Source organism: Rhodopseudomonas rhenobacensis (assembly GCF_014203125.1).
Lineage (GTDB): Bacteria > Pseudomonadota > Alphaproteobacteria > Rhizobiales > Xanthobacteraceae > Rhodopseudomonas_A > Rhodopseudomonas_A rhenobacensis.
In genome coordinates this window covers 1-25427 of the sequence record NZ_JACHIH010000001.1, presented here as the reverse complement: position 1 = coordinate 25427, position 25427 = coordinate 1, and the positions used below count along the sequence as shown (strand labels likewise).

The window sequence follows — 25427 nt, the reverse complement described above, 5'->3', positions numbered from 1 at the left end:
TTTTACGGCGCCGTCGCCGCGTTGATCAGCTTCAGCGCGTCGTCGCTGTCCCATTCGGCCGGGCCGGCGATAGTGGCGATCTCGCAGCCGGCGCCGTCGACCAGCACCGAGGTCGGCATCCCCAGCGCGCGGCCGACCGCCTTGAGATCCTGGAACACTTTTGCGTTCGGATCGGCGAAATAGCCGAGTTTGGTGAGCCCGCCGTCTTTCAGGAAATTCTTCGGCTTGTCGGGGTCGCGGGTGTCGATGTTGATCGCCACCACTTCGAATTTGTCGTTGCCGAGCTTGCCCTGCAGATTGTCCAGCGCCGGCATTTCCTTGCGACACGGCACGCACCAGGTCGCCCACAGGTTGACCAGCACCGTCTTGCCGCGCCAGTCCGCCAGCGTCTTCGGCTGCCCTGCGGCGTCTGAGAACGCCAGTTGCGGCAGCCGCAGCGGCGCCGTCGCCATGGTCAGCGCCGCGACCTCGCCCTTCGCCAAGGGCGCGAGTTTCTGCGCCAGATCGACCGCCGGGCGGCACGCCGGATCGCCCGGCGCATTGCGCTTCATGGCGCCGATCCCGTATACCCCGGCAAATCCCAGCACCGCGCCAAGCAGGATCGCGGCGAGGATGATCGGGACGCGGCGGGATGCGCGGCGCGGCGCGGCGGATGGCTGATTGTCGTCGGTCATGGGAGATCGATATTCCGGGACGCAGGCGCCGGCGGGATGCGGCGGGTGACGGGTTCAGGCATACAACAAGACACGCAACAGGACATGATCGTGGCGAAAGACATGAGTAACAAGATGTGGGGCGGCCGGTTCAGCGAGCGCCCCGACGCGATCATGGAAGAGATCAACGTCTCGATCGATGTCGATCGCCACCTCTATGCCCAGGACATCGCCGCCTCGAAGGCGCACGCCGCCATGCTGGCCGCGCAAGGCATCATCGCGGCGAAAGATGCGAAAAATATCGCCAAGGGTCTAGACACGATCTTGTCAGAGATCGTCGCCGGATCGTTCGACTTCAAGCGCGCGCTGGAAGACATCCACATGAACGTGGAAAGCCGGCTCAGCGAGCTGATCGGCCCGGCCGCGGGGCGGCTGCACACCGCGCGCTCGCGCAACGATCAGGTGGCGACCGACTTCCGGCTGTTCGTGCGCGACACCATCGACGGCATCGACGCCGCGCTGGCCGGCTATCAGCACGCGCTGGCGGAGCGGGCGCTGCAGCACGCCGATACCGTGATGCCCGGCTTCACCCATCTGCAGACCGCGCAGCCGGTGACCTTCGGGCATCACCTGATGGCTTACGTCGAAATGGCGGCGCGCGACCGCGGCCGGTTCCGCGACGCCCGCAAGCGGCTCAACGAAAGCCCGCTCGGCGCAGCAGCTTTGGCCGGCACCTCGTTTCCGATCGACCGCGACGCCACCGCAAAGGCGCTCGGCTTCGAGCGGCCGATGGCGAATTCGCTGGATGCGGTGTCGGATCGCGATTTCGTGCTGGAAACGCTGGCGGCGGCCTCGATCGCCGCGGTGCATCTGTCGCGCTTCGCCGAGGAGATCGTGCTGTGGACCTCGCCGCTGGTCGGCATGGTGCGGCTCTCCGACAAGTTCACCACCGGCTCCTCGATCATGCCGCAGAAGCGCAATCCGGACGCCGCCGAACTCGCCCGCGCCAAGACCGGCCGGGTGATCGGCGCGCTGACCGGGCTGTTGATCGTGATGAAGGGCCTGCCGCTGGCCTATCAAAAGGACATGCAGGAAGACAAGCAGGGCGCGATGGAAGCCTTTGCCGCGCTGTCGCTGGCGATCCGGGCGATGAGCGGCATGGTCAGCGACCTGGTGCCGGACGAGGCGCGGATGAAGGCCGCCGCCGGTGAGGGCTACGCCACCGCCACCGATCTCGCCGATTGGCTGGTGCGCGAATTGAAGATGCCGTTCCGCGACGCCCACCACGTCACCGGGCGGATCGTCGCCGCGGCGTCCACGCAAAACCTGCCGCTGCACGAATTGCCGCTGGCCGAGATGCAGGCGATCGAGCCGCGCATCACCCAGCAGGCGCTGTCGGTGCTGAGCGTCGAATCGTCGGTGAAAAGCCGCGTCAGCTATGGCGGCACCGCGCCGAAGAACGTCCGCGCGCAGGCCAAGGCCTGGCTCAAGCGGTTGGAAAAAGAACAGAATTCAGGCTGAACCGGGTCTTGCGAAATTGCTCCCGTTCGGCCTCTCGCCAGAGCGCGGCAATCTTTGTATGGTGCCCGCGCAATTGGGGACTTCGCCGTGAACCGCTCGATCCGCCCGACCTGGGCCGTGCTTGCTCTGACCCTTGCCGCCCTGACGCTGGCGGGCTGCGGTCGCAAATCCGGGCTGGATCTGCCCCCGGGCGCGTCCGCGCAAGTGTTGCCGACCGAGCCGCTCGACAACAATCCGGCCGCGCAAAGCGGGCTGTTCGACCAGTCGCCGAGCTCGAGCGCGCCGCCGGTCGCCTCCAAGGGGCGCAAGAAGCCGTTCATCCTCGATCCGCTCCTCAACGACTGAGCCATCCCGATGCATCACTTCGACTATCGCAACGGCGTGCTGCACGCCGAGGCGGTGAATTTGTCATCGCTGGCGGAGGCCGTCGGCACGCCGTTCTATTGCTACTCGACCGCGACGCTGGAGCGGCACTACCGGGTGTTCAGCGAGGCCTTCGCCGGCGTCGATGCGCTGGTGTGCTACGCCATGAAGGCGAATTCCAACCAGTCGGTGCTGCGGACCCTGGCCAAGCTCGGCGCCGGCGCCGACGTGGTCTCCGGCGGTGAGTTGAAGCGCGCGATCGCCGCCGGCATTCCGCCGCAAAAAATCCTGTTCTCCGGTGTCGGCAAGACCGCGACCGAGCTACGCGCCGCGCTCGCGCACGACATCCTGTGCATCAACGTGGAATCCGAGCCCGAGCTGGACTTGCTGTCGCGGATCGCCAGCGAGATGGGCCGCACGGCGCGGATCTCGGTCCGGGTCAATCCGGATGTGGACTCAGGAAGTCACGCCAAAATCTCCACCGGCAAATCCGAAAACAAATTCGGCATTCCGATCAGCCGCGCCCGCGCGGTCTATGGCCGCGCCGCGCAACTGCCGGGCATCAAGGTCACCGGCGTCGACATGCATATCGGCAGCCAGATCACCGATCTGGCGCCGCTGGAAGTCGCGTTCCGGCTGCTGGCGGATTTCGTCACCGTGCTGCGCGGCGACGGCCACACGATTTCCCATGTCGATTTCGGCGGCGGCCTCGGCATTCCCTATTTCGAAGAGCCAGGCTTACCGCCGGAGCCGCAGGCCTACGCGGCCATGGTCAAGCGGGTGACGCACAATCTCGGCTGCACGCTGATGTTCGAGCCCGGCCGGCTGATCGTCGGCAATGCCGGCATTCTGGTGGCGCGGGTGACCTACGTGAAGCGCGGCGACGCCAAGAATTTCGTCATCATCGACGCGGCGATGAACGATTTGATCCGGCCGACGCTGTACGAGGCCTATCACGACATTCTGCCGGTGCAGCAGGCGGCGCCGGGATCGCGCGAGATCGTTGCCGACGTGGTCGGGCCGGTGTGCGAGAGCGGCGACTATCTGGCGCTGGCGCGCTCCATGCCGGAGCCGAAACCCGGCGACCTCGTCGCGATCATGACCGCGGGCGCCTATGGGGCGGTGCAGGCCGGCACCTACAACACCCGCGCGCTGGTGCCGGAGGTGCTGGTCAAGGACGATCAGTACGCCGTGGTGCGCCCGCGGCTCGAGGTCGAGCAACTGATCGCGCTGGACCAGCCGGCGCCGTGGCTGTGAGCTCAACGGGCGCGCCGCGCACGAAAGCGAAGTGGGACCGCCAGACGCAACGAAACAACCGGCGGTCCCGATCGCGCCATTGAAATCTTGGACGGGAAGGGCGGCTTCGCCGTCCAACTGCGCGATGAAGCTACGCTAGCAAAGCGCGGGTGCCCCGCAACGCAATCCGCCGCTTAACCTAACCAATCAACCTTACCGGCGCTGTTCCGCGCTGCGCCTGTGGGCTTGCGGCGTCACGCTATCGTGTTGGTTGCCGCAAGGTGCCTCATTGCCGCCGTTGTGGTAGGCTGCAGTTCGCACAACCCGGAGAGCTCATTGAGCGGCGCACCCCCCGACCCCGCACAGAAGGCGCGCGATCCCGAGGCCGCCACAGGTCTGCATCTGGCGCAAGCGTTGCGGCGGGCCAAGTGGGCGATCGCCTGGGAGCGCGGTTGGCCGTCGCTGGCGCGGCTGCTGAGCGTCGCCGGGCTGTTCCTGGCATTGTCCTGGGCCGGGCTGTGGCTGGCGCTGCCGTTCGTCGGTCGCGCGATCGGGCTGGCGCTGTTGCTGGTCGCGGCGCTCGCCGTGTTGATCCCGCTGATCAAATTCCGCTGGCCGCGCCGCGACGAGGCGCTGAGCCGGCTCGACCGCGGCACCGGCATCAAGCATCGCCCGGCCACCGCGCTGGCCGACACGCTGGCGTCGAAAGATCCGGTGGCGCAGGCGCTATGGCAGGTGCAGCGGCAGCGCACTTTGGCCTCGTTGAAAACGGTGCGCGCCGGGCTGCCGTCGCCGCGGCTGGCGATCCACGATCCCTGGGCGCTGCGCGCGCTGGTCGCGGTGCTGTTGGTGGCGACGTTCATCGCCGCCGGCGACGAACGTACCGCGCGGGTGGCGGCGGCGTTCGACTGGAACGGCGTGCTGACCCCGGCGACGACCCGCGTCGATGCCTGGGTGGCGCCGCCGCTCTACACCAGCAAGCCGCCGATCATCCTGACTGCGAGCCGCGAGGCGGCCGGCGATGCGCCGGTGCTGCCGGTTCCGGCCGGCTCGACGCTGGTGGTGCGCGCCAGCGGCGGCTCGCTCGACGTCGCGGTGTCGGGCGGCATCACCGAAACGCCGCCGACCGCGCCGCCGCCCACCGGCACCAGCGAGCGGCATTTCAGCATTGCGGGCGATGGCTCGGCGCAGGTCCGCTCGCCCTCCGGCCAACCGCTGTGGAAATTCACCGCCGCCGCCGATCGCGCGCCCGGCATTGCGCTCGCGAAAGATCCGGAGCGCCAGGCCCGCGGCTCGCTGCAGCTGTCCTACAAGCTCGAAGACGACTACGGCGTCACCGAAGCCCACGCCAAATTCGTCGCGCGCCCCGGTGAGACCCAGGGCGGCGCCGCGGCGCGGCCGCTGTTCGAGCCGCCGCAATTCTCGCTGGTGCTGCCGAATGCGCGGACCCGCAATGGCGTCGGCCAGACCGTGAAGGACCTCAGCGAAGATCCCTATGCCGGCGCCGAGGTGACGCTGACGCTCGCCGCCAAGGACGAGGCCGGCAACGAAGGCAAGAGCGAGCCGTTCGAGATGCGGCTGCCGGAGCGGCTGTTCACCAAGCCGCTGGCGCGCGCCTTGATCGAGCAGCGGCGGATTCTGGCGCTCGACGGCGGCCGCAACGCCGACGTCTATGCGGCGCTCGCCGCGCTGATGATCGCGCCGGAAGTATTCACCCCGGAGCCCGGGCAGTATCTCGGGCTGTTCACGGTCTCCAACCAGCTGGAACGCGCGCGCAGCGACGACGCGTTGCGCGAAGTGGTCGGCAGCCTGTGGGCGCTCGCGGTGACGATCGAGGACGGCAATATCAGCGACGTCGACAAGGCGCTGCGCGCCGCGCAGGAGGCGTTGAAGCAGGCGCTGGAACGCGGCGCCAGCGACGAGGAGATCAAGAAGCTCACCGAGAATCTGCGCGCCGCGCTGGACAATTTCCTCAAGCAACTCGCCGAGCAGATGCGCAACAATCCGCAGCAGCTCGCCCGTCCGCTCGACCAGAACACCAAGATGCTGCGGCAGCAGGATCTCAACAACATGATCGAGCGCATGGAGCGGCTGTCGCGCTCCGGCGACAAGGACGCCGCCAAGCAATTGCTCGAACAGATGCAGCAGATGCTGGAGAACCTGCAGATGGCGCAGCCCGGCCAGCAGGGCGACGGCGACATGCAGCAGGCGCTGAACGAACTCGGCGACATGATCCGCAAGCAGCAGCAATTGCGCGACAAGACCTATCAGCAGGGCCAGGACCAGCGCCGCGAGCGCGGCAAGAAGCCCGGCGAACAAAGCCTCAGCGATCTGCAGCAGGATCAGCAGGGGCTGCGCGACCGGCTGAAGAAGCTGCAGGAAGAATTGGCCAAGCGCGGCATGGGGCAGGCGCCGCGCGGAGACAAGGGCGAACAAGGCCAAGGCGGCGAGCCGGGCGACCAGGGCCAGGGCGACCAGGGCCAGGGCGGCGAGGGGCTCGGCGACGCCGACAGCGCGATGGGCGATGCCGGCGGCCGGCTCGGCGACGGCAATGCCGAGGGCGCGGTGGATTCTCAAGGCAAGGCGCTGGAGGCGTTGCGCAAGGGCGCGCAAAAACTCGCCGAGGCGATGCAGCAGGGCGAGGGCGAGGGTGACGGCCCCGGCAATCGTCCGGGACGCCAGCAGAGCGGCGGCAATGACGCCGATCCGCTCGGCCGGCCGCTGCACGGCCGCGAATTCGGCGACGACGCCACGGTGAAGATCCCCGGCGAGATCGACGTGCAGCGGGTCCGCCGCATCCTCGAAGAGCTGCGCCGCCGGCTCGGCGACACCCAGCGCCCGCAGATCGAACTCGACTACATCGAGCGGCTGCTGAAGGATTATTAGGCCAACGCCGTGTCCCGGACGCGAGCAGCGCCCTTGCGCTGCGACGCGAGCCGGGACCATTCCAAGCGCTGCGTCCGTAACGGCCCCGGCTCTGCAGCGCACCACGCCGCAAGAGCGGCGCGGTGCGCTGCGTCCGGGGCACGCTTTACGTAGGCGCAATCAACTCCAAAGATCGGCCGCTACTTCGCCCGCGCCGTGCCGAACCGCAGCACCGCCTCGACCAGCGCATCTACATCCTGCACGTCGGTGCGGTGGTTGACGATCGCCGCGCGGATCGCCAGCGCGCCGTGGATCGTGGTGGTCGAGGGCGCCACGATGCCGGATTCGTGCAGGTCGGCGACGATCTCGGCGTTGAGAGGGTTGGGGTCGTCGCCGCGGAAGCGGAAGCAGACGATGTTGAGCGCGACCGGCGCCAGCAATTCCAGCCGCGGCTCGGCCAAAATCGTCGCCTCCAGATACTTCGCCAGCGCGCAGGTGCGCTCGATCATCGCGCCGAGCTTGTCGGTGCCGTAGGTCTTCAGCGTGAACCAGGTCTTCAGCGCGCGGAAGCCGCGCGACAAATCAGGGCCGAAATCGCACGGCCACGGCGAGCCGGCGGCAAGCCCGCGGGTCTCGCGGCGGAGATAAGCGACGGGGGCGGCGAAGGTCTCGCGGTGCCGTTCGCCGTCGCGCACCAAGAGAAAGCCGGCGTCGTATTGCACCTGGCCCCATTTGTGGAAATCGAACGCGATGGAATCCGCGCGCTCCAGGCCCTTGAGCCGCGGCGCGATCTGCGGCGACAGCATGCCGAGCGCGCCGAACGCGCCGTCGATGTGAAACCACAGCTTTTCCGCGCGGCACAACTCAGCCAGCGCGTCGAGGTCGTCGATCGCGCCGGTGTCGACCGCGCCCGCGGTGCCGATCACCAGGAACGGCCGCCGCCCGGCGGCGCGATCCTCGGCGATCCGCGCCCGCAACGCGGCAAGGTCCATGCGATGAGCATGGTCGCTGCCGATCCGCCGCAGCGCGTCGCGGCCCAATCCTGCGAGGTCCATCGCCTGCGCGATGCAGCCGTGTGCCGCGACCGATGTGTAAGCCGTGAGACCGGCGTCGCCGAGGCCGCGCTGCCGCACTTCGGTGCCGAGCGTCGCGGTGCGCGCCACCAGCACCGCCATCAGATTGGCCATCGAGGTGCCGGTGACGAATACGCCGCTGGCGGTCTCCGGAAAGCCGAACAGCTGCCGCACCCAGCGCACGATCTGGCGTTCGACCTCGATCGGCATGTGGTTGCGGCCGCCGCAATTGGCGTTGAGCCCCGCCGCAAGCATCTCCGCCAGTAGCCCGACCGCGGTGCCGCCGCCATGCACCCAGCCCATGAAGCCGGGATGCACATTCCCCGTCGCGTAGGGCGCGATCAGCTCGCTGAATTCGCCATAGACGTCGCCCAGCGCAGACGGCGCCCGCGGCAGCGCCTGCTGGAATTGGCCGCGCACCGCGTCCGGGATCGGCTGCCACACCGGCCGCTCGCGCACTTCGGCGATGTAATCGATCATGTCGTCGAGCATACGGTGGCCCTGGGCGCGCAACTCGTCCCAGTCCTGCGGATCCAGCGTTTCGCTGGCGCCCAAGATATCCGCGGCCTCGCGCCGCGCCACGCTCACGCCGCGCGGTCCGCGTGCTGCGCCACGCGGCGCGCGAGCATCGCCGCGAAGGCGTCGAAGATCTTGTGCATCTGCGGCGGCTTGTAGGGATAGAGCTCCGGCGAATCCATGTTGTGCACCACCGCGGTGTTGTCGGCCTCGAAGATCAGCAGGTCGCCCGCCTTGGTCTGCGCGCAGTCCACCATGAAGTAGTCGAGCCCGACGCGCTCGCTCATCGTGGCGAGTGCGGAGCGGTGGCGCAGCGCGAAGCCGAAATCGAAGGTGTACATGAAGGTGGCCTCTTCCAGCCGCTTCTCCGCGCTCTCGGACATTCCGGCGTTGAGGTACCAGATGTTCCACTGGTCGGCGATCGCCATGTGGCACGCATAGGCCTTGCCGTCGGCGATCACGATCCGGTACTTGCGGAACAGGCCGTCTTCGCTGGAATAATCCACGAAGGGAGAGACGAAGAACTCCTGCTCGCGGCGTTCGATCAGATAGTTCGCCAGCGCGACCGAATCGTCGAGCTTGACGAGGCCGACGCCGGCGTGCGAGCCGCGCGGCCGGATGATCACCGGGAAGTCGGCGCCGGCGGCGACGTCCGCCAGCGTCTGCGACATCAGCAGGACTTCGACCAGCTGCGCGCGGCTCACCGAAGCGGTGGCGGGAATCTCGAGCCCGTCGATGCCGCGCAGCAGGCGATGCAGCTTGTCGCGATCGAGATTGCCGATGCGGTCCGGCGGATTGAGCAGCGGCCGCGGCCAGCTCGGCGCGCGCTTGGCGATCTCGGCCAGCGCATAGCGGCACTCCTCGGAATCCGAGGCGATGACGATGGCGACGTCATGCTCGGGAAGTTGATCGGGGATGCCGGCGCCTGGCACCACGTAGAGCGTGGTCAGTTCGATGCCGCTGTTTTCCAGCAGAAATTCGATCGGCGTGTTGCCGCCCATGTCGATCGCCGCCGCCAGCGCCAGCACCCGCAGCCGCGGCTGCTCGGCCGAGCAGGGCGAGCGGAACAGCTGGTGCAGCGCCAGCACCTCGTCCTGAACCGCGAGCCCGGTTTCCTTCTGGCCGAGCAGCTGCGCGATCAGCGACAGGTCGAGGCCTTCGCCGGCGCTGGCGGTGCCGTTCGTCACCTTGCCGATCAGCTCCTGCCACAGCGGCAGCAGGCTGACGCCGTCGAACGCCATCTTGGTCAATCGCGCGAAACCGATGCGGTCGGCGGCGGCACTCGTCGTCTCGGGCTGTGTGGCCATGGGGCTCCTCGAAAAAATTGTGGTTTCGTGGTGCTGCCGCAGCAGCCATTCGGTTCTGGCGACGATGGTCGCGACGTGGGCGAGCTGGCGCTGCAGGTTGCGCTTGGCGAGCGAAGCGTCGGCCGACCAGGCGTCGCTGACGTGGCGCGCGCCGATGCAGATTCGCAGCGCGGCGATGGATTGGCCGGCGGCGCCCTGCCACTCCACCGGCTGGCCGACCAGGCAGCTCGCTTCGGTGACGAGGTCGTCGACCCCGCCGGAATGGGAATCGGCTTCGGCGCGGGCCAGCGCGCGGTGGATCCCCTTGCAGGCTTGCGATGCGAGCGGAACGCCGTCCGGCTCGAGCGTAAACGCAAAGATCGTCGGCAGCGCCATCTCGTCATCGCCGGGATGTTGCTGCGGCGGAAGCAGCCGCAACGACGGCGACGCCGCGATCATCCGCGCAATGCCGACGCCGAGCTCGTGCAGCGCGGTGCGGCGAAACTGGTCCGGCACCGCGTAGTAGGCGCGGATCTCTTCAAGGGCTGCTTCCCAGCGCAGCCATTGCCCGACCTTCAGCCGCGGCGCAAATTGTCCGCGCAACGCGGTCCAGGCTCGCGGCCAGTCGCTGCGGACATTGTAAGCGTGCAACCCGGAGAGGTCGGCGTCGCGCGCACTCAGTGTTTGCGCCAACGGCGGCGGCAGCAGCAGCGCCCCGCTGAACGCCGGGCCGGTGAAGAATTTCGAGCCGGTCAGCAGCACCATGGCGCCGCGATCGAGGTACCAGGCGATTCGGCGCCGCGACAGCCGCATCTGGCAGGCGTCGACCACGAGCTGCACCTGGGTCGGCCAGCGCGTCGCGATCTCGGCGATCAGAAGGTCGCTCGGCGCCCGCCAGCCGAGCTTCGAGCAATCCATCAGTTGCAGCAGCACGCGGTCGCCGCTCGCCACGGCGCGCGTCACCGCGGCGAGTACTTGCGCGTCGACCTCGCTCTCCGACAAACGCTCACCGGCGGTGTCGCGCAGCGACAGCGCGATGGACTTGATCGATGGCAGTCCGGCGAGCGGGGTGCCCTTTGCGACGGTCTGACCATTCGAGGTTACGTCGCCGAAATGCCGGCCGCGCGCGGTGTGCACGGTGCCGCTGCCGGTCTGATCGGCGCCGACGATGATGCTGGTCAGCCGCTCCCCGAGCAGCGCGCGGGTCAGCGCCAGCGCCTGCAGCTGCGCGTCGGTGCCGGAGGCGGAGAACACCACCTCGGTCGCCGATCCGTCGAGCCCGAGCAGCGCCTTCAGTTCATAGCGCATCTGGTCGATGCGAGTCTCGTAAGCGGCTTCGAGGCCGTGCTGGATCGCGGCCTGCATCAGCGCGCCGCGGGCTCGCCCCGCCGCTTCATAGCCGCGTCGCGAAATCGAACTGGCGGTGCTCGAGGAAAATTCCAGCGCGTCGGGACACGGCGTCGGCCGGCAGTAGTAAGCGTTGGCGCCGCCGGCGGTGAGCGCGAGCCGGCCGTCGCCGTCGGCGAGTAGCAGCCGATGCAGCGGCACGAACAGGTCGCGAAGCTGCACTGCGGGGCCGTCCTGCCGTTGCGCCCGGGGCCTGGGATCATCCACCACGGGCAGTCGAAGCCTGCCGTACGACATTGCTCACCCTCTCGCCCGGCGCGGCCACCATCGAGGGTTTTCGGACGGTCGTGTGATCGCGACGCACGCCGCGAACTCCGCGGAACGGTAGATGGTGTATGGTTAACAACACCTTAGCGGATGGGTCGGTAGTATTTCGGGGCGGGCTCGTCGCGGCGAGCTTACGACCGGCCGGCGAGCGCCTTGGCGACCGCGGCGCGGATCTCGGCCACCGAGAACGGCTTGCGGATGACGTCGCTGACGATGGCGTCGAGCCCGGAGGCGCGCTCGCGCTGATCGGCAAAGCCGGTCATCAGCACGATCGTCAGTCCGGGAAACTGCTGTGCCGCGGCGAGCGCCAGCGCGATGCCGTCCATGATCGGCATCTTGATATCGGTCAGCAGCAGATCGAACGCGCCTTTGTCGTTGAGGATTTCCAGCGCCTCGGCGCCGTCCTGCGCGGTGACGATGTCATGACCGTCGAGCGCAATCGCGCGGGCGACCATCACCCGCATCGATTCCTCGTCGTCGGCGATCAGCACCCGCGCCATGGCTACGCGCCTCCGCCGTTGAGGTCGCGGCGGTTGAAGAAGCGCACGTCGATACTGCGGGCTTCCGGCGGCGGCGACGCCAGCCGCGACCGGAACCAGGCCTTTTCGCCGGGGTTCAGCACGGCTTGTTCGAGCACCGCGTTCCAGGCGTAGATCTCGGTGCCGCGCTCGTCGCGGACCACGAAGCGCAGCCGCGGCAGCTCGACCGGCTTCCTGGCCTGATCGATCACCACGCCCTCGATCACCAGCACCGGCTTGCCGTCGACGGCCTCGGTGGTGATCTTGACGTCCTTGATCGCCAGCCCGCGCAGATTCACCTCGAGGCCGGCCAGTTGATAGAATGTCGCGGTCTGCGGCAGCGCGCGGACCACGTCGGCGCGCCAGATCACCAGCGCCATCAGCAGCGCGGCCATCGCCGCGCAGGCCGAGGGCAGGCTGAAGATCGAACGCAACGGCTGCGGCAGCCGGGCGAGCGGGTTGCGCGGCAGCGGCAGCCAGGCCGGAAGCTTCGGCAGCGTGGCGCGCGGCAATTTCACCCGCGACGGCGGCGCGGGAGGCGGCAGGTCGGCGTCTTCATCGTGTTGCGCCAGCGCCGCCCAGGCGGCCTGCGCGGCCAATTTCTGCCGCATCACCGGGTCTTCTTCGGACGCCGGCATTTCGGTGGAGATCGACGGGCTGTCGACCTGCGGCGTGTTCCACTCGGCCTCGGCTGCCGGTTCCGGCGGCGGCGGAGCCGGATCTGGCTCGGCGTGTTCCGCGGCGCCCGCCATGCTCGGCTGCCTGGCGTCGGCCGCGATGGCGTCTTCCGGCCGTGCCAGCCAGACCTGCTTGCAGCGGGCGCAACGCACGCTGCGGCCGGCCGCACCCAGGGTGTTCGGGCCGATCGCATAGGATGTCGTACAATGCGGGCAAACGATGTGCATGGAGCGAATCGTACCTATGATGCTAAGCCGATCCTATCCTACGTCCGTTAACGAACTGGAAACCATAAACGGTTCACAACCGATGCAAGGAACGGGGTTGGTCCGCGCAGCCGCGCCGGGGCCTTTTCGCGGTGCCCGGCGGCGCCGATGGCGGCAGATGTGGCGCCGTGCAATCCGCTGTCGCGCCAGCGTCGAACGGAGCTGAATGTGGTTCGGTTCGAAAATGTCGGCCTGCGCTACGGGCTCGGTCCGGAGATCTTGCGCGATCTCAATTTCCAGATCCCGGCGCACTCGTTCCAGTTTCTCACCGGGCCGTCGGGCGCCGGCAAGACTTCGCTGCTGCGGCTGTTGTTCCTGTCGTTGCGGCCGACCCGCGGCCTGGTGACGCTGTTCGGCAACGACGTCTCGCAGCTCGGCAAGGACGAGATCGCGCAATTGCGCCAGCGCATCGGCATCGTGCTGCAGGATTTCCGCCTGCTCGACCACATGACCACGTATGAAAACGTCGCGCTGCCGTTCCGGGTCACCGGCCGCGAGGAATCCAGCTATCGCCGCGAGGTGATCGACCTGTTGAAATGGGTCGGGCTCGGCGAGCGGATGGACGCGCTGCCGCCGGTGCTGTCGGGCGGCGAGAAGCAGCGCGCCGCCATCGCGCGGGCGGTGATCGCGCGGCCGCATCTGTTGCTGGCCGACGAGCCGACCGGCAACGTCGATCCGACGCTGGGGCGGCGGCTGCTGCGGCTGTTCATCGAGCTCAACAAATCCGGCACCGCGGTGATCATCGCCACCCATGACATAACCTTGATGGATCAATACGAAGCGCGGCGCCTTGTGCTGCATCAGGGGCGGCTGCACGTCTATGAATAGGACCGACAAAGAGCGCGGCGTGCTGATGGACCTCGGACACGATCGTCCGCAGGTGCCGGCGCGCGCGCGCAATCTGTCGCCGATCGTGCCGCGCGCCTCGATCGCCGGCCGCGCGCTGGTCGCGGTGGTGGCGATGATGACCTTCCTGGCCTCGATCACCACCGGCGCGGTGCTGCTGATCAGCGCGTCGGCGGCGGAATGGCAATCCGAGGTCGCCAGCGAAATCACCATCCAGGTCCGCGCGGTCGCCGGCCGCGACATCGAGCGCGACGTGGTGGCGGTCGCCGAGGCGATGCGCACCCAGCCCGGCATCGTCGAGGTGCGGCCGTTCACCAAGGCGGAATCCGGCAAGCTGTTGGAGCCGTGGCTCGGCGCCGGGCTGTCGCTGGACGATCTGCCGGTGCCGCGGGTGATCATCGCCAGGCTGTCACCGGGCACGCCGCTCGATCTCGCCGAATTGCGCCGCCGGGTCAGCGCCGCGGCGCCGTCCGCCAGCGTCGACGACCACCGCGCCTGGATCGAGCGGATGCGATCGATGACCGGCGCCACGGTGATCGCCGGGCTCGGCATTCTGGCGCTGGTGATCATCACCACCATCATCTCGGTGTCGTTCGCCACCCGCGGCGCGATGGCGGCGAACCGGCCGATCGTCGAGGTGCTGCATTTCGTCGGCGCCGGCGACCGCTACATCGCCAACCATTTCCTGCGGCATTTTCTTCGGCTCGGGCTGGAGGGCGGGGTGATCGGCGGCGGCATCGCGATGCTGGTGTTCGGCTTTTCGGAATCGATCGCAAGTTGGTTTTCCGGCACCCCGGTGGGCGACCAGTTCGCAGCTTTGCTCGGGACCTTCTCGCTGCGGCCGCAGGGCTATCTGGCGCTGGCGGTGCAGACGGTGCTGATTGCGGCGATCACCGCCTGGTCGTCGCGTCGCACGCTGTTCGCCACGCTCGATGAAATCGATTGAGGCGGCGATGCGGGAGGCCTTGCAACAAGCGGTTGTCGCGGTGCGCCGCCGCCGGGGCGATGTGCTTACGCCGCGCGACTTCAATTCGCCCGAAAAACTTCTACTGTGCCGGGATGAAACAGAGCCGATGAGACCGATCGCCCTCGCATGACGCTGCCGAACGACCAGGATCCGCCGACCCTCGCAGAGGGGGCACCAAGCCCGCGCTGCAGCAGCCTGCGCGCGGCCATCGTGGCGACGCTGGCGCTCGGCTTCGTCGGCATGGCCAGCGGCTTCGTGATGTTTCTGTCGCAATTGCGCGGCGCCGAGATTCAGCCCGGGCACAGCGCCGACGGCATCGTGGTTTTGACCGGCGGCTCCTCGCGGGTGTCGGATGCGATCGAACTATTGGCGGCGGGCTACGGCCGGCGGCTGTTGATCTCCGGCGTGCATCCGACCAACGGCGTCAGCGACATCTCGCGGTCGCTGCCGGACAGCCAGCCGCTGCTCAGCTGCTGCGTCGACCTCGACCGCTCCGCGGTCAATACCCGCAGCAACGCCGCGGAGGCGCGGCGCTGGGCGCACGAGCGCGGCTTCCGCTCGCTGATCGTGGTGACATCGAACTACCACATGCCGCGCGCGATCGTCGAAATGTCACACGCGATGCCGGATATCGAACTGATCCCGTTCGCGGTGGTCGGCGACAAATGGCGCGATGATCCGTGGTGGACCAGTGGCGCCACCTTCCGGCTGCTGTTATCTGAATATGCCAAGTACATCGCCGCCGAGGCCCGGGTCCGGCTGGCCGGCCTCGGGGTGGATTTTACGGCGGACGGCGAGCCCGCGATCGAATGGGTGGCACGCCGCAAGCCGGCGACGACCGTCGCCAACTGAACGGATGCTCCATGGTTGCGATTTTTCTGCGCTCGCTGGTCTTCAATATCCTGTTCTACATCCTGCTGGTGTTCTGGGTGCTGGTCGGTATCCCGACCTTTCTGATGCCGCGTTGGGCGATCATCAACATCGCGAAATATTGGGGGATGAGCAGCATCTGGCTGATGCGCCTGATCTGCAACACCAAGGTGGAGTTTCGCGGGTTGGAGAAGATCCCGGCCGGCCCGCTGATCGTCGCGTCAAAACATCAGTCGATGTGGGAAACCTTCGCGCTGCTGCAGTTCTTCGATCAGCCGCTGTACATCCTGAAGCGCGAATTGCTGTGGATCCCGTTCTTCGGCTGGTATCTGTCGAAGGCCGACATGATCGGCGTCAATCGCGCCAATGGCGGCCGTGCGCTGGTCGACATGGCGCGCCGCGCCGGCGAGGAAGTCCGCCGCGGCCGGCAACTGATCATCTTTCCGGAAGGCACCCGCACCGCGGTGGATGCCGAGCCGCGCTACAAGACCGGCGTCGGCCAGATCTACGCCGATTGCGAGGTGCCGTGCATTCCGGTGGCGTTGAATTCCGGGCTGTTCTGGCCGCGCCGCACCTTCCTGCGCTATCCCGGCACCATCGTGGTCGAGTTTCTCGATCCGCTGCCGGCCGGATTGCCGCGCAAGGAATTCTTGGTGCAGGTCAGCGAGGTGATCGAGGCCGCGACCAACCGTCTGATCGAAGCCGGCCGCAAGGAGCAGGCGCAGCTGTTCGGCCGGGTGCCGAGCCGGGTGCCGCCGCTGAAGGCCAAGCCGCCGGCGGCTTAGCAGCCATAGCGCTTTAACGGTGCAGCGGGGTATCGTCGCGCAACCGGATCGCCAGCCGATGCAGCTGCGCATCGCGGCAGCCTTGCGCCTCCAGCGCTTCGACCGTCGACAGCACATAGTCGCGGTTCGGGCCGGACTGGCCGTGGCCCTGCCGCACGTAGCGCAGCTGCTCGGCCTCGGTGAGCCGCCCGGCATATTGCGCGTGGCCGCGGTCGACCACATAGGCCAACGCGCTGACCCGGCGGCGGGCGTCGTCCTGCAGCCAGACCGAACGCATCACCTCGCGATAGACGCTGGTGACCTGCTCGCGTCCGCGCAAATACTCGATGGTGTCGGCGCGGTTCGCCGCCGCGACCCGGAACGCGACGCCGCGGCAGGCGCCGCCGCGGTCCAGTCCGAGCACCAGGCCGGGCTGTTCGGGGGTGCCGCGATGCACGAAGGAATAGACGCAGAGCGCGCGGTGCTCGCCGATCAGCCGCGCCGGCACCTGTTCGAGAAAGCCGAAGCCCGGGTTCCACATCAGCGAACCGTAGCCGAACACCCAGAGGTCGCCCGCGGCGGTCGCGGCATCGGGCAGGTTATTCGCCGACGTGATATGGGGATCGCTCAATTGACAAAATCTCGGGTCTAGGGTCGCCGCATGTCCGAAATGCTTCTCACGCCGCGCCGACGGCTTTGGCCGGTTTTCGTGTTGCCGATTGTGCTGCTGGCGGCGGCCGCGGCCTGGAGCGGCTTCTGGTTTTACACCGCCGGCAGGCTCGATCAATCGGTCGACGCCTGGCGCGCCCGCGAAGCAGCGTCCGGCCGGGCCTATGATTGCGGCAGCCGTTCGGTGGCCGGGTTTCCGTTCCGGCTGGAAGTGCGCTGCAAGGACGCCAGCGTCGCTTTGACCTCGCAGGCGGCCTCGCCGCAGCAGACGCCGATGATCGCCAAGCTCGGCGAAATATTGGTGGTCGGGCAGATCTACGATCCGCGGCTGTTGATCGCCGAATTCGCCGCGCCCGCGGTGCTGGCGGGGCCGGGCCAGCCGCCGTCGCTGGCGGTGAGCTGGAGCGTCGCCCGCGCCAGCGTGGTCGGACTGCCCGGGGTGCCGCAGCGCGCGTCCATCGTGTTCGACGACGCCGCGGTGGATCGGCTCGCCGGCTCGGCGCAAACCCCGCTGGGCCGCGCCCGCCACGCCGAACTGCACGGCCGCCTGCTCGACGCGATGCCGCCGGCGTCGCGGCAGCTCGAGGCGGTGCTGCAATTGGCAGGCGCCAGCCTGCACGATCTGCATCCGCTGTTGGCCGAGCCGTTCGACGCCGACGTCCGCGCGGTGCTGAGCGGGCTGCAGGATTTTTCGCCAAAGCCCTGGCCGCAGCGGTTTCGCGAGCTGCAGGCCGCCGGCGGCAAGGTCGAGATCAGCCGCGCGCGAATCCAGCAGGGCGAGCTGGTGGCGGTTGCGACCGGGACGCTCGGGCTCAGCCCGAACGGCCGGCTCGACGGCGAATTGCAGATGACGGTGGCGGGCATCGACAAGGTGGTCCCGGCGCTCGGCATCGACAAGATGCTGGAGCAGGGCGTGCCGCAGGCGACGCTCGACCGGGTGGCGCCGGGGGTGCGGGCCAAGGACGTCAACAGCGTGCTCGGCGCGCTCGACCGCGCCATCCCCGGGCTCGGCAAGGCGGTGCGGCAGAACGCCAATGCCGGCGTCGCCGTCGGCATCAACGCGCTCGGCAAGGACGCCGTGCTGGAGGGTCGCCCGGCGCGGGCCTTCCCGCTGCGCTTCGTCGACGGCGCGGTGTTCATCGGGCCGCTGCAGGTGGCGCAGATCCCGCCGCTGTTTTAGCGCGACAAGGTTTTTTAGCGCGGCCAACCTCCGAGCGTGTCATTCCGGGGCGCGAACGGCGACAGCCGTGAGCGAACCCGGAATCTTGCAACACGTGGAAGACTCTCGCGCCCGCAGCGAGATTCCGGGTTCGCTCGGCCTTTCGGCCTCGCGCCCCGGAATGACTCGGTGCGTGGGGCGGGCGAGCCCGCCCCACGCACGGCTCCGAACTACCGCTTGGCCTGGCGGACCGGCGCCGGCTGCGCCGCCGGCGTGGTCGGGACGTCCCAGATGTCCTCGGCGTATTCCCGAATCGTGCGGTCCGAGGAGAACCACGCCATCCGCGACACGTTGAGAATCGCCGCCCGGGTCCAGGCCGGGCCGGCGCTCCAGCGCGCGTCGATGCCGCGCTGGGCTTCGTAGTAGGAGTCGAAATCGGCGCTGACCATGTAGTGGTCGAGATGGCGCAGCGCGTGCGCGATCGAGGCGAAGCGGCCGACGTCGTCCGGCGAGAACACCCCGGAATCGACGGCGCGGATCGCCCGCGCCAGATGCGGCGAGCGCCCGATCACGTCGGTGGCGTCGAGCCCCTGGGCCCGGCGCGCCACCACTTCGAGCGCTTCCATGCCGAAGATCGCGATGTTTTCGGCGCCGACGTGGTCGCGCATTTCGATATTGGCGCCGTCCAGCGTGCCGATGGTCAGCGCGCCGTTCAGGCCGAGCTTCATGTTGCCGGTGCCCGACGCCTCCATGCCGGCGGTGGAGATCTGCTCCGACAGGTCGGCGGCCGGGATGATCACCTCGGCCAGGCTGACATTGTAGTCGGCCAGGAACACCACCTTGAGCCGGTCAGCGATGTCCGGATCGTTGTTGATGGTCTCGGCGACGTCGTTGATCAGCTTGATGATCAATTTGGCGTAGCGATAGCTCGCCGCGGCCTTGCCGGAGAAGATCTTGACCCGCGGCACCCAATCGCGCTGCGGCTCGTCCTTGATCGCGTAGTACAGCGCGATGGTTTCCAGCACGTTGAGCAGCTGGCGCTTGTATTCGTGGATCCGCTTGATCTGCACGTCGAACAGCGCGCTGGCGTCGATCTTGATGCCGAGCCGTTCGCCGATCAGCCGGCTCAACGCCACCTTGTTGCGATGCTTGACGTTGCGGAACTGCTGCTGGAAGGCGCTGTCGCCGGCGTAGTCCTCCATCCGGTCGAGACGGCTCGGATCGTCCAGCACCTCGTCGCCGCAGGTGGCGCGCGCGAGCTCGGTGAGCCCGGGATTGGCCAGCATCAGCCAGCGGCGGAAGGTGATGCCGTTGGTCTTGTTGGTGATGCGGCCGGGATAGAGATGGTGCAAATCGTGAAACACCGTCTCCTTCATCAGGTCGGAGTGCATCGCCGAGACGCCGTTGATGCGGTGCGAGCCGATGAACGCCAGATGGCCCATCCGCACCCGCCGCCCGGCCTTCTCGTCGATCAGCGACACCGAGGCGCGGAAATCGACGTCGCCCGGGCAGCACGCATTGGCGAGGCCGAGATGCAGCTCGTTGATGCGGTAGATGATCTCGAGATGCCGCGGCAGGCAGCGCTCGAACAACTCGACCGGCCAGGTTTCCAGCGCCTCCGGCAGCAGCGTGTGGTTGGTGTAGGACAGCGTCGCGCGGGTGATTTCCCAGGCGTCGTCCCATTGCATGCCGTGGTGATCGATCAGGATCCGCATCAGTTCGGTGACGGCGAGGCTCGGATGGGTGTCGTTGAGCTGCACCGCGGCCTTCTTGGCCAGGCTGCGCAGCTGGCCTTCGGCGTGCAGATGCCGCTTGATCAGGTCCTGCAGCGACGCCGAGACGAAGAAGTATTCCTGCCGCAGCCGCAATTCGCGGCCGGCGGCGCTTTCGTCGTTGGGGTAGAGGAATTTGCAGATCGCCTCGGCGCGCGCCTCGTGGGCGGTGGCGCCCAAATAGTCGCCGGTGTTGAACACGTCGATCCGCAGCGGATCGGGCGCCCGCGCCGACCACAGCCGCAGCGCGTTGACGTGCTTGCCGCGCCAGCCGACGATCGGGGTGTCGTAGGCCACCGCCTGCACGGTCTCACCAGGATACCAGATCGCGCGTTCTTGGCCGCGGGAGTCGACCGAATGCTCGACGCTGCCGCCGAAATGCACCTGATAGACCACCTCCGGCCGCTGCAATTCCCACGGATTGCCGAAGCCCAGCCATTCGTCGGGATATTCCTGCTGCCAGCCCTGGGTGATGATCTGGCGGAACAGGCCGAAATCGTAGCGGATGCCGTAGCCGAACGCCGGGATCTCCAGCGTCGCCATGCTTTCCATGAAGCAGGCGGCGAGCCGGCCGAGGCCGCCATTGCCGAGTGCGGCGTCGGGCTCGCATTTGCGCAGCTCCGACAGGCCGACGCCGAGGTCGCCGAGGGCGGCGTCGAACAGCGGCAGCAGGCCCATATTGTTCAGCGCGTCGGTGAACAGCCGGCCGATCAGGAACTCCAGCGACAGGTAATACACCCGCTTGCGGCCGGCGTCGTAGCTGTCCTTCTCGGACATCAGCCAGCGATGCACGATGCGGTCGCGCAGCGCCAAGGCTGCGGCCTTGTACCAGTCGTGCTTGGTGGCAAGCGCGGCTTCCTTGCCGATCGCCAGCGTGAGCTTGGCGACGATGGCGGTTTTGATTTCGGCCAAAGCCAGCTCGTCGAGCGGCGGCTTGGCCAGGCGGAAGTCGTCGGTGGTCGATTGAATTGGCAAAATGTTACCCTAAAACTGGCGTTAGGCCTGATCATACGCGCATTCCCAGTGGATCGGAACCCGCGGTGCGGCGATCGTTTGGGCGCTGCGATGCATGGCTTTTAGGCATGCGTCGCGTTTGGCAACCTAGCACCGGAGTGTTGCGAGCAAATCACGAGGTGACAAGTTCGGTGGACACCGGAGGCGCCGGATACCGTTGGGCCGCACCCAAGCCCCGGCGGGCGCCGTCGCGGCGGCGACACGCCGCGGCCGAGGGCTTGCGAACAAATTGCGAACACTTTGCCAAGCCATTGATATAACATAGTGATTCGGGCCCTCGCGGCTACAACATCTGGGGCCTTTGGCAATTTGTGAGGACTACATGTCCACCACTGCTTTTGAGTCGTTCGCACTGACCCGAATCGCCGATTTCGCGCGGTCGCTGTCGCGGCTGCATCAGATGGCGGGTCGGCAGCAGGTCGACGACGACCAGCTCGACCGCGAATTCAACGCGGTGTGCCAGTCGATCTGGGGCTACAGCACCGATGATATCAGCGACGAACTCTTCTCTGCCGCCGACCACGCCTGGCTTGATTCGCTGGACGAGGCCGAAGCCCGGATCTTTGCCGCCCGGCAGGGCTACGACCTGATCGACGATCACGGCATGCTGACCGACTGGTGGGGCTATTGCTGGATGATTCTGGCCGAGCAGCGCGGCCTGCTGACGCCCGACAACCGCGCCGCAGCCCGCGCCCGGATCGAGGAGGCGTATCTGTCGGCGCCGAATGTGATCGGCATCGTCCGGGGACGCTAGACCAAGGCCGGTCATTCCGGGTTCGCTCAGCCTGCGGCTTCGCGCCCCGGAATGACGGCGTCGAAATTCCTCAAATCTTGAATGCTGATGTCACCGCGCTTCGGCGCGTTTGCCCTTGGCGGGCGCCGGTTTGGCCGGCTCCGGCGGCAGCGCCACGTCGGCGAGCGGTGCGGTCTCGGTCAGCATGTCGGCGCTGACCGGCGCCACCTTCATTTCGCCGAGCCTGGCGCGGACCTCGGCGGTGAGCCCCGGATAGGAATTCACCGGGGTGAATTCCGCGGTCTGGTTGGCGCCGACCCGCACCCCCGAATAGGCCACGAGACCATTGGTGGTGGCGATGATGTCGCCGGAGCGCAGCGAGGTGTCGAGCGTGAGGTCCACCGGGGCGAGGCCGGCGGGATCGCGGCCGTTGCAGGTGCAATCCGGCTTCAGCGCCTTGCGATAGGCGAAGGCGTTGTCGCTGTCGGCGTAGCGCTCGCCATTGCCGGCGGTGGCGCCGTCGATATTGCTGCCGAAATACACCTTGGTCGGGCTCGCCGGACAGAACGCCTGGCACATCTGCGCCGGGGTGGCGCCGCCGCGCGCGGTCAGCGGAAAATACCGGCCGTCGCAGCTGCGCACGCAGAACGCCGGGCCGGAGCCGGAGGCTGTCACCGGGCGGGGCGGCGGCGGGGCAGCCTGCTGGTTGAGGCCGAACGGATCGGCAAAGAAGTTCGAGGGTGTCGGCGCGCCGCGCTGCTGCGGCTTTGGCTGCAGTCCGCCGAACAGCGCCTCGAAGAAGTTCTCGGCGGCGGCGAATTGCGGGGCCAGCGCGACCGCCAAAGCGAGGGCCAGCGTCGCGCCGCGGCGCGCCCGCGCAAATTCGAACTGTTGACGCAACGCTCACTCCACCCAGGCCGTCGTGCCAGGCCGGATCGTTTGCCCGGCGTTGGCGCAACTTTAATGCGGGATGGTAAACGCCGAGTAAGCGCGCGACGCGGGAGGGGTCAGGCCTTGAGAAATTCGCTCGCCTTGTACAGCGAGCGGAACGGCAGCCCGGCGGCGGCGAAGGCTTCGGTGGCGCCTTCTTCGCGGTCGACCATGGTCAGCACCAGCACGATCACGCCGCCGGCCTCGCGCACCGATTCGGCGGCCTTGATCGCCGAGCCGCCGGTGGTGGTGACGTCCTCGACGATCACCACCCGCTTGCCTTGCAGGGTTTCCGTCTTTGACAGCCCCTCGACCGAGAGCCGGGCGCCGTGCTCCTTCGGCTTCTTGCGCACGAAGAACGCCGCGATCGGATGGTTCTTCAGCCAAGACAATTGCGCGATCGCGCCGGCCAGCGGCACCGCGCCCATCTCCAGCCCGCCGATATAATCGACGTTGTCTTCGCGCAGCGCCTCGAAGGTCAGTTCGGCCAGCAAGGCTGCGCCCTCGGGGTCGAGCATGGTCGGCTTCAGGTTGAAATAGAAGTCGCTCTTGCGGCCCGAGGCCAAGGTGATTTCGCCGCGGCCGAACGAACGGGCGCGGATGATGTCGGCGAGGCGGGCGCGGGAGGCGGATTTCGACACGATGATTCTCTTGGGCTTGAGATTGCGCCGCAATCTATCGGCGGCGGCCGACGAACTCCAGCGGAGATCGCGGGGTGAGGAAGGTCGGTCGGGCATTGCGCGTGTCCCGGACGCGGCGCAGCGCGAAGCGGTGCGCAGCGAGCCGGGACCGTTACGAAGGCCGCGTTCCGTTACGGCCCCGGATCTGCAGCGCACCACGCCGCAAAGCGCGGCGCGCTGCGCCGCGTCCGGGGCACGGCGCCATGAGCGCTCAATGCGCTTCGTCCCAGTTGGCCGCCGCCCGCGCGTCGACCTGCAGCGGCACCGACAGCAGCACCGCCGGGAACGGGGCGTCCTGCATGACGTGCTGCACCACCGGCAAGGTCGCCGCGACCTCGTCGTCCGGCACCTCGAAGATCAATTCGTCATGAACTTGCAACAGCATCTGCGCCGAGAGTTTCTTTTCGGCGAGCGCGTCCTCCATCCGCACCATGGCGCGGCGGATGATGTCGGCGGCGGTGCCTTGCAGCCGCGCATTGATCGCGGCGCGCTCGTTGAAGGCGCGCACCGAGGCGTTGCTGGCCTTGATGTCCGGGTAATGGCACTTGCGACCGAACAGCGTCTCGACATAGCCGTGGGCGCGGCAGAAGTCGCGCGTGGCGTCCATATAGGCGCGGATGCCGGGGAAGCGCTCGAAGTACTTCTTGATATAGGCGCCGGCCTCCTCGCGCGGGATGCCGAGCTGGTTGGCGAGGCCGAACGCCGAGATGCCGTAGATGATGCCGAAATTGATCGCTTTCGCCCGGCGACGCACCTCGCCCGGCATATCCTTGATCGGCACGCCGAACATTTCCGACGCGGTCATGGCGTGGATGTCGAGGCCGTCCTGGAACGCCTGTTTCAACACCGGGATGTCGGCGATCTCGGCGAGCAGCCGCAGTTCGATCTGCGAATAGTCCGCCGAGACGAGCTTGTGGCCGGGGGCGGCAATGAAGGCGCGGCGGATCTTGCGGCCGTCCTCGGTGCGCACCGGGATGTTCTGCAGGTTCGGCTCGTTCGACGACAGCCGTCCCGTGGTGGTCGCCGCCAGCGCGTAGGTGGTGTGCACCCGCTGGGTCTGCGGATGCACGTAAGTCGGCAGCGCGTCGGTGTAGGTGGAGCGCAGCTTCGACACCTGCCGCCAATCGAGGATCTTTCGCGGGAAGTCGTGGCCCTGTTCGGCGAGCTCTTCCAGGATCTGCGCCGAGGTCGACCACGCCCCGGTCTTGGTCTTGGAGCCGCCCGGCAGCCCCATCTTGCCGAACAGAATATCGCCGAGCTGCTTCGGGCTGCCGATGTTGATCTGTTCGCCAGCGATCTCGCGGATCTCGGCTTCGATCCGCGCCGCGGTCTGGGCGAAATCGCCCGACAGCCGCGCCAGCTCCTGGCGGTCGATCGAGATGCCGCGCCGTTCCATCCGCGCCAGCACGCCGATCAACGGCCGCTCCAGCGTCTCGTACACCGTCATCATCCGCTCGGCGACCAGCCGCGGCTTCAGCACCCGCCACAGCCGCAGCGCCACGTCGGCGTCTTCGGCGGCGTAGCAGGTGGCGCGCTCGATCGCGACCTGGTCGAACGACAGCTTGGCCTTGCCGCTGCCGATCACCTCGCCATAGCTCAGCGTCTTGTGGCCGAGCCAGTTCTCGGCGAGCGCGTCGAGCCCGTGGGCGTGGCGGCCGGCGTCGAGCGCATACGACATCAGCTGCACGTCGTCGGTGTTTTGCAGCGTGATGCCGTGCTGCGCCAGCAGCACCGCGGTGAATTTGATGTTGAAGCCGACCTTGAGCACGCCGGGCGACTCCAGCAGCGGCCGCAGCGCCTCCAGCGCCTCGCGGGTCGCGATCTGCTCGGGCGCCAGGCCTGCGGCGAACAGCCCCGCGGCGTCGCCGGATTGCCGGTGGCCGAGCGGGATGTAGCAGGCCTCATTGGGGCCCAGCGCCAGCGCCAGCCCGGTGAGTTCGGCCTGCATCGGATCGACCACCACGCTCTTGATGTCGAAGGTGGCCTTGGCCTCGAAAGCGACATGGCCGAGATCGTGGATCTTGGCGATCCAGCGGTTCAACTCGTCGCTCGTGCGCAGCGTGGCGTAGCCGTTGCGGTCGACCGGGATCTTCCGCGCCTCTTCGGCCCGCGCGGCGGCGAGGTGTTGCGGGGTGAGGGCATCGTTCGATTGCCGCGCTGACGAGGCAAGGCCTTGCCCCGTTTGCGGCGCGCTCCCTCCCCCCTTGCGGGGGAGGGTCGGGGAGGGGGGTGCCCCGAAAAGATCGCCGGCGTCCGTGGTGGCCCCCCCCCCCCCCCCCCCCCCCCCGGGGGGGGGGGGGGGGGGGGGGCGGCCCGCCCCCCCCCCCCCGCGCGGGGGGGGGGGGGGGGGGGGGGTGCGCGGCGGCCCGCCCCG

20 protein-coding genes are annotated in these 25427 nt (G+C 68.0%); 10 read left to right on the top strand and 10 right to left on the bottom strand.

Annotation, left to right across the window (positions count from 1 at the left end; all coding sequences use genetic code 11):
* Window positions 1–2: 2 nt before the first annotated feature.
* Window positions 3–674: a thiol:disulfide interchange protein TlpA gene (gene tlpA, locus HNR60_RS00100; protein ID WP_184252965.1), complete on the bottom strand. Its 672-nt coding sequence runs from the start codon at window positions 672–674 to the stop codon at window positions 3–5.
* Between the two features lie 102 nt (window positions 675–776).
* Between tlpA and argH the strand changes: the two genes are divergently transcribed.
* The 4 genes from argH (at window position 777) to HNR60_RS00080 (ending at window position 6659) form a co-directional block, all read left to right on the top strand.
* Complete coding sequence (gene argH, locus HNR60_RS00095) at window positions 777–2174, top strand: argininosuccinate lyase (protein WP_184253627.1); 1398 nt, start codon at window positions 777–779, stop codon at window positions 2172–2174.
* Window positions 2175–2261: 87 nt separating this feature from the next.
* Window positions 2262–2519, top strand: a complete 258-nt coding sequence (gene lptM / locus HNR60_RS00090; RefSeq protein ID WP_184252963.1) for an LPS translocon maturation chaperone LptM — start codon at window positions 2262–2264, stop codon at window positions 2517–2519.
* Between the two features lie 9 nt (window positions 2520–2528).
* On the top strand, window positions 2529–3794 hold the full coding sequence (lysA, locus tag HNR60_RS00085) for a diaminopimelate decarboxylase (RefSeq protein WP_184252961.1): 1266 nt from the start codon (window positions 2529–2531) through the stop codon (window positions 3792–3794).
* A 315-nt stretch (window positions 3795–4109) separates the two neighbouring features.
* A complete protein-coding gene (locus HNR60_RS00080; RefSeq protein WP_184252958.1) occupies window positions 4110–6659 on the top strand; it encodes a TIGR02302 family protein in 2550 nt (849 codons plus the stop codon).
* Window positions 6660–6838: 179 nt separating this feature from the next.
* Here the strand turns inward: HNR60_RS00080 and HNR60_RS00075 are convergent, their stop codons facing one another.
* The 4 genes from HNR60_RS00075 to HNR60_RS00060 form a co-directional block, all read right to left on the bottom strand.
* Window positions 6839–8299 carry a pyridoxal-dependent decarboxylase gene (locus HNR60_RS00075; protein ID WP_184252956.1) on the bottom strand — a complete coding sequence of 487 codons (1461 nt, stop codon included), beginning with the start codon at window positions 8297–8299 and terminating at the stop codon, window positions 6839–6841.
* Window positions 8296–9534 (bottom strand): ATP-grasp domain-containing protein, encoded by a 1239-nt coding sequence (locus HNR60_RS00070; RefSeq protein WP_184253625.1) that lies wholly within the window; start codon window positions 9532–9534, stop codon window positions 8296–8298. The genes HNR60_RS00075 and HNR60_RS00070 overlap by 4 nt, the downstream gene beginning before the upstream one ends.
* A 1784-nt stretch (window positions 9535–11318) precedes the next feature.
* On the bottom strand, window positions 11319–11687 hold the full coding sequence (locus HNR60_RS00065; protein WP_184252954.1) for a response regulator: 369 nt from the start codon (window positions 11685–11687) through the stop codon (window positions 11319–11321).
* 2 nt (window positions 11688–11689) lie between these two features.
* The gene (locus HNR60_RS00060) at window positions 11690–12610 is read right to left on the bottom strand and encodes an MJ0042-type zinc finger domain-containing protein (RefSeq protein WP_184252952.1); all 921 of its coding nucleotides are present in this window, start codon (window positions 12608–12610) and stop codon (window positions 11690–11692) included.
* Window positions 12611–12817: 207 nt separating this feature from the next.
* Between HNR60_RS00060 and ftsE the strand changes: the two genes are divergently transcribed.
* The 4 genes from ftsE (at window position 12818) to HNR60_RS00040 (ending at window position 16117) form a co-directional block, all read left to right on the top strand.
* Complete coding sequence (ftsE, locus tag HNR60_RS00055; protein ID WP_184252950.1) at window positions 12818–13477, top strand: cell division ATP-binding protein FtsE; 660 nt, start codon at window positions 12818–12820, stop codon at window positions 13475–13477.
* Window positions 13470–14441 (top strand): cell division protein FtsX, encoded by a 972-nt coding sequence (locus HNR60_RS00050; RefSeq protein ID WP_184252948.1) that lies wholly within the window; start codon window positions 13470–13472, stop codon window positions 14439–14441. The genes ftsE and HNR60_RS00050 overlap by 8 nt, the downstream gene beginning before the upstream one ends.
* 147 nt (window positions 14442–14588) lie before the next feature.
* Window positions 14589–15314, top strand: a complete 726-nt coding sequence (locus HNR60_RS00045) for a YdcF family protein (protein WP_184252945.1) — start codon at window positions 14589–14591, stop codon at window positions 15312–15314.
* Window positions 15315–15325: 11 nt separating this feature from the next.
* On the top strand, window positions 15326–16117 hold the full coding sequence (locus tag HNR60_RS00040; RefSeq protein ID WP_184252943.1) for a lysophospholipid acyltransferase family protein: 792 nt from the start codon (window positions 15326–15328) through the stop codon (window positions 16115–16117).
* 13 nt (window positions 16118–16130) lie between these two features.
* Here HNR60_RS00040 and HNR60_RS00035 read toward each other — a convergent pair whose 3' ends face one another.
* A complete protein-coding gene (locus HNR60_RS00035; protein WP_184252941.1) occupies window positions 16131–16727 on the bottom strand; it encodes a gamma-glutamylcyclotransferase in 597 nt (198 codons plus the stop codon).
* Window positions 16728–16757: 30 nt separating this feature from the next.
* Between HNR60_RS00035 and HNR60_RS00030 the strand changes: the two genes are divergently transcribed.
* Window positions 16758–17945 (top strand): DUF2125 domain-containing protein, encoded by a 1188-nt coding sequence (locus tag HNR60_RS00030; RefSeq protein WP_184252939.1) that lies wholly within the window; start codon window positions 16758–16760, stop codon window positions 17943–17945.
* A gap of 209 nt (window positions 17946–18154) precedes the next feature.
* Here the strand turns inward: HNR60_RS00030 and HNR60_RS00025 are convergent, their stop codons facing one another.
* The gene (locus HNR60_RS00025; protein WP_184252937.1) at window positions 18155–20671 is read right to left on the bottom strand and encodes a glycogen/starch/alpha-glucan phosphorylase; all 2517 of its coding nucleotides are present in this window, start codon (window positions 20669–20671) and stop codon (window positions 18155–18157) included.
* A gap of 361 nt (window positions 20672–21032) precedes the next feature.
* Here HNR60_RS00025 and HNR60_RS00020 point away from each other — a divergent pair, with 361 nt between their 5' ends.
* Window positions 21033–21464 carry a hypothetical protein gene (locus HNR60_RS00020; RefSeq protein WP_184252935.1) on the top strand — a complete coding sequence of 144 codons (432 nt, stop codon included), beginning with the start codon at window positions 21033–21035 and terminating at the stop codon, window positions 21462–21464.
* Window positions 21465–21554: 90 nt separating this feature from the next.
* Here HNR60_RS00020 and HNR60_RS00015 read toward each other — a convergent pair whose 3' ends face one another.
* From HNR60_RS00015 to polA, 3 genes are all read right to left on the bottom strand, one after another.
* Entirely contained in the window at window positions 21555–22343 is a 789-nt protein-coding gene (locus tag HNR60_RS00015) for a DUF2865 domain-containing protein (RefSeq protein ID WP_184252933.1), read from the bottom strand.
* A 107-nt stretch (window positions 22344–22450) separates the two neighbouring features.
* A complete protein-coding gene (gene pyrE / locus HNR60_RS00010; protein WP_184252931.1) occupies window positions 22451–23014 on the bottom strand; it encodes an orotate phosphoribosyltransferase in 564 nt (187 codons plus the stop codon).
* A 250-nt stretch (window positions 23015–23264) separates the two neighbouring features.
* The coding region (polA, locus tag HNR60_RS00005; protein WP_430694843.1) for a DNA polymerase I at window positions 23265–25427 on the bottom strand (2163 nt) is incomplete at its 5' end.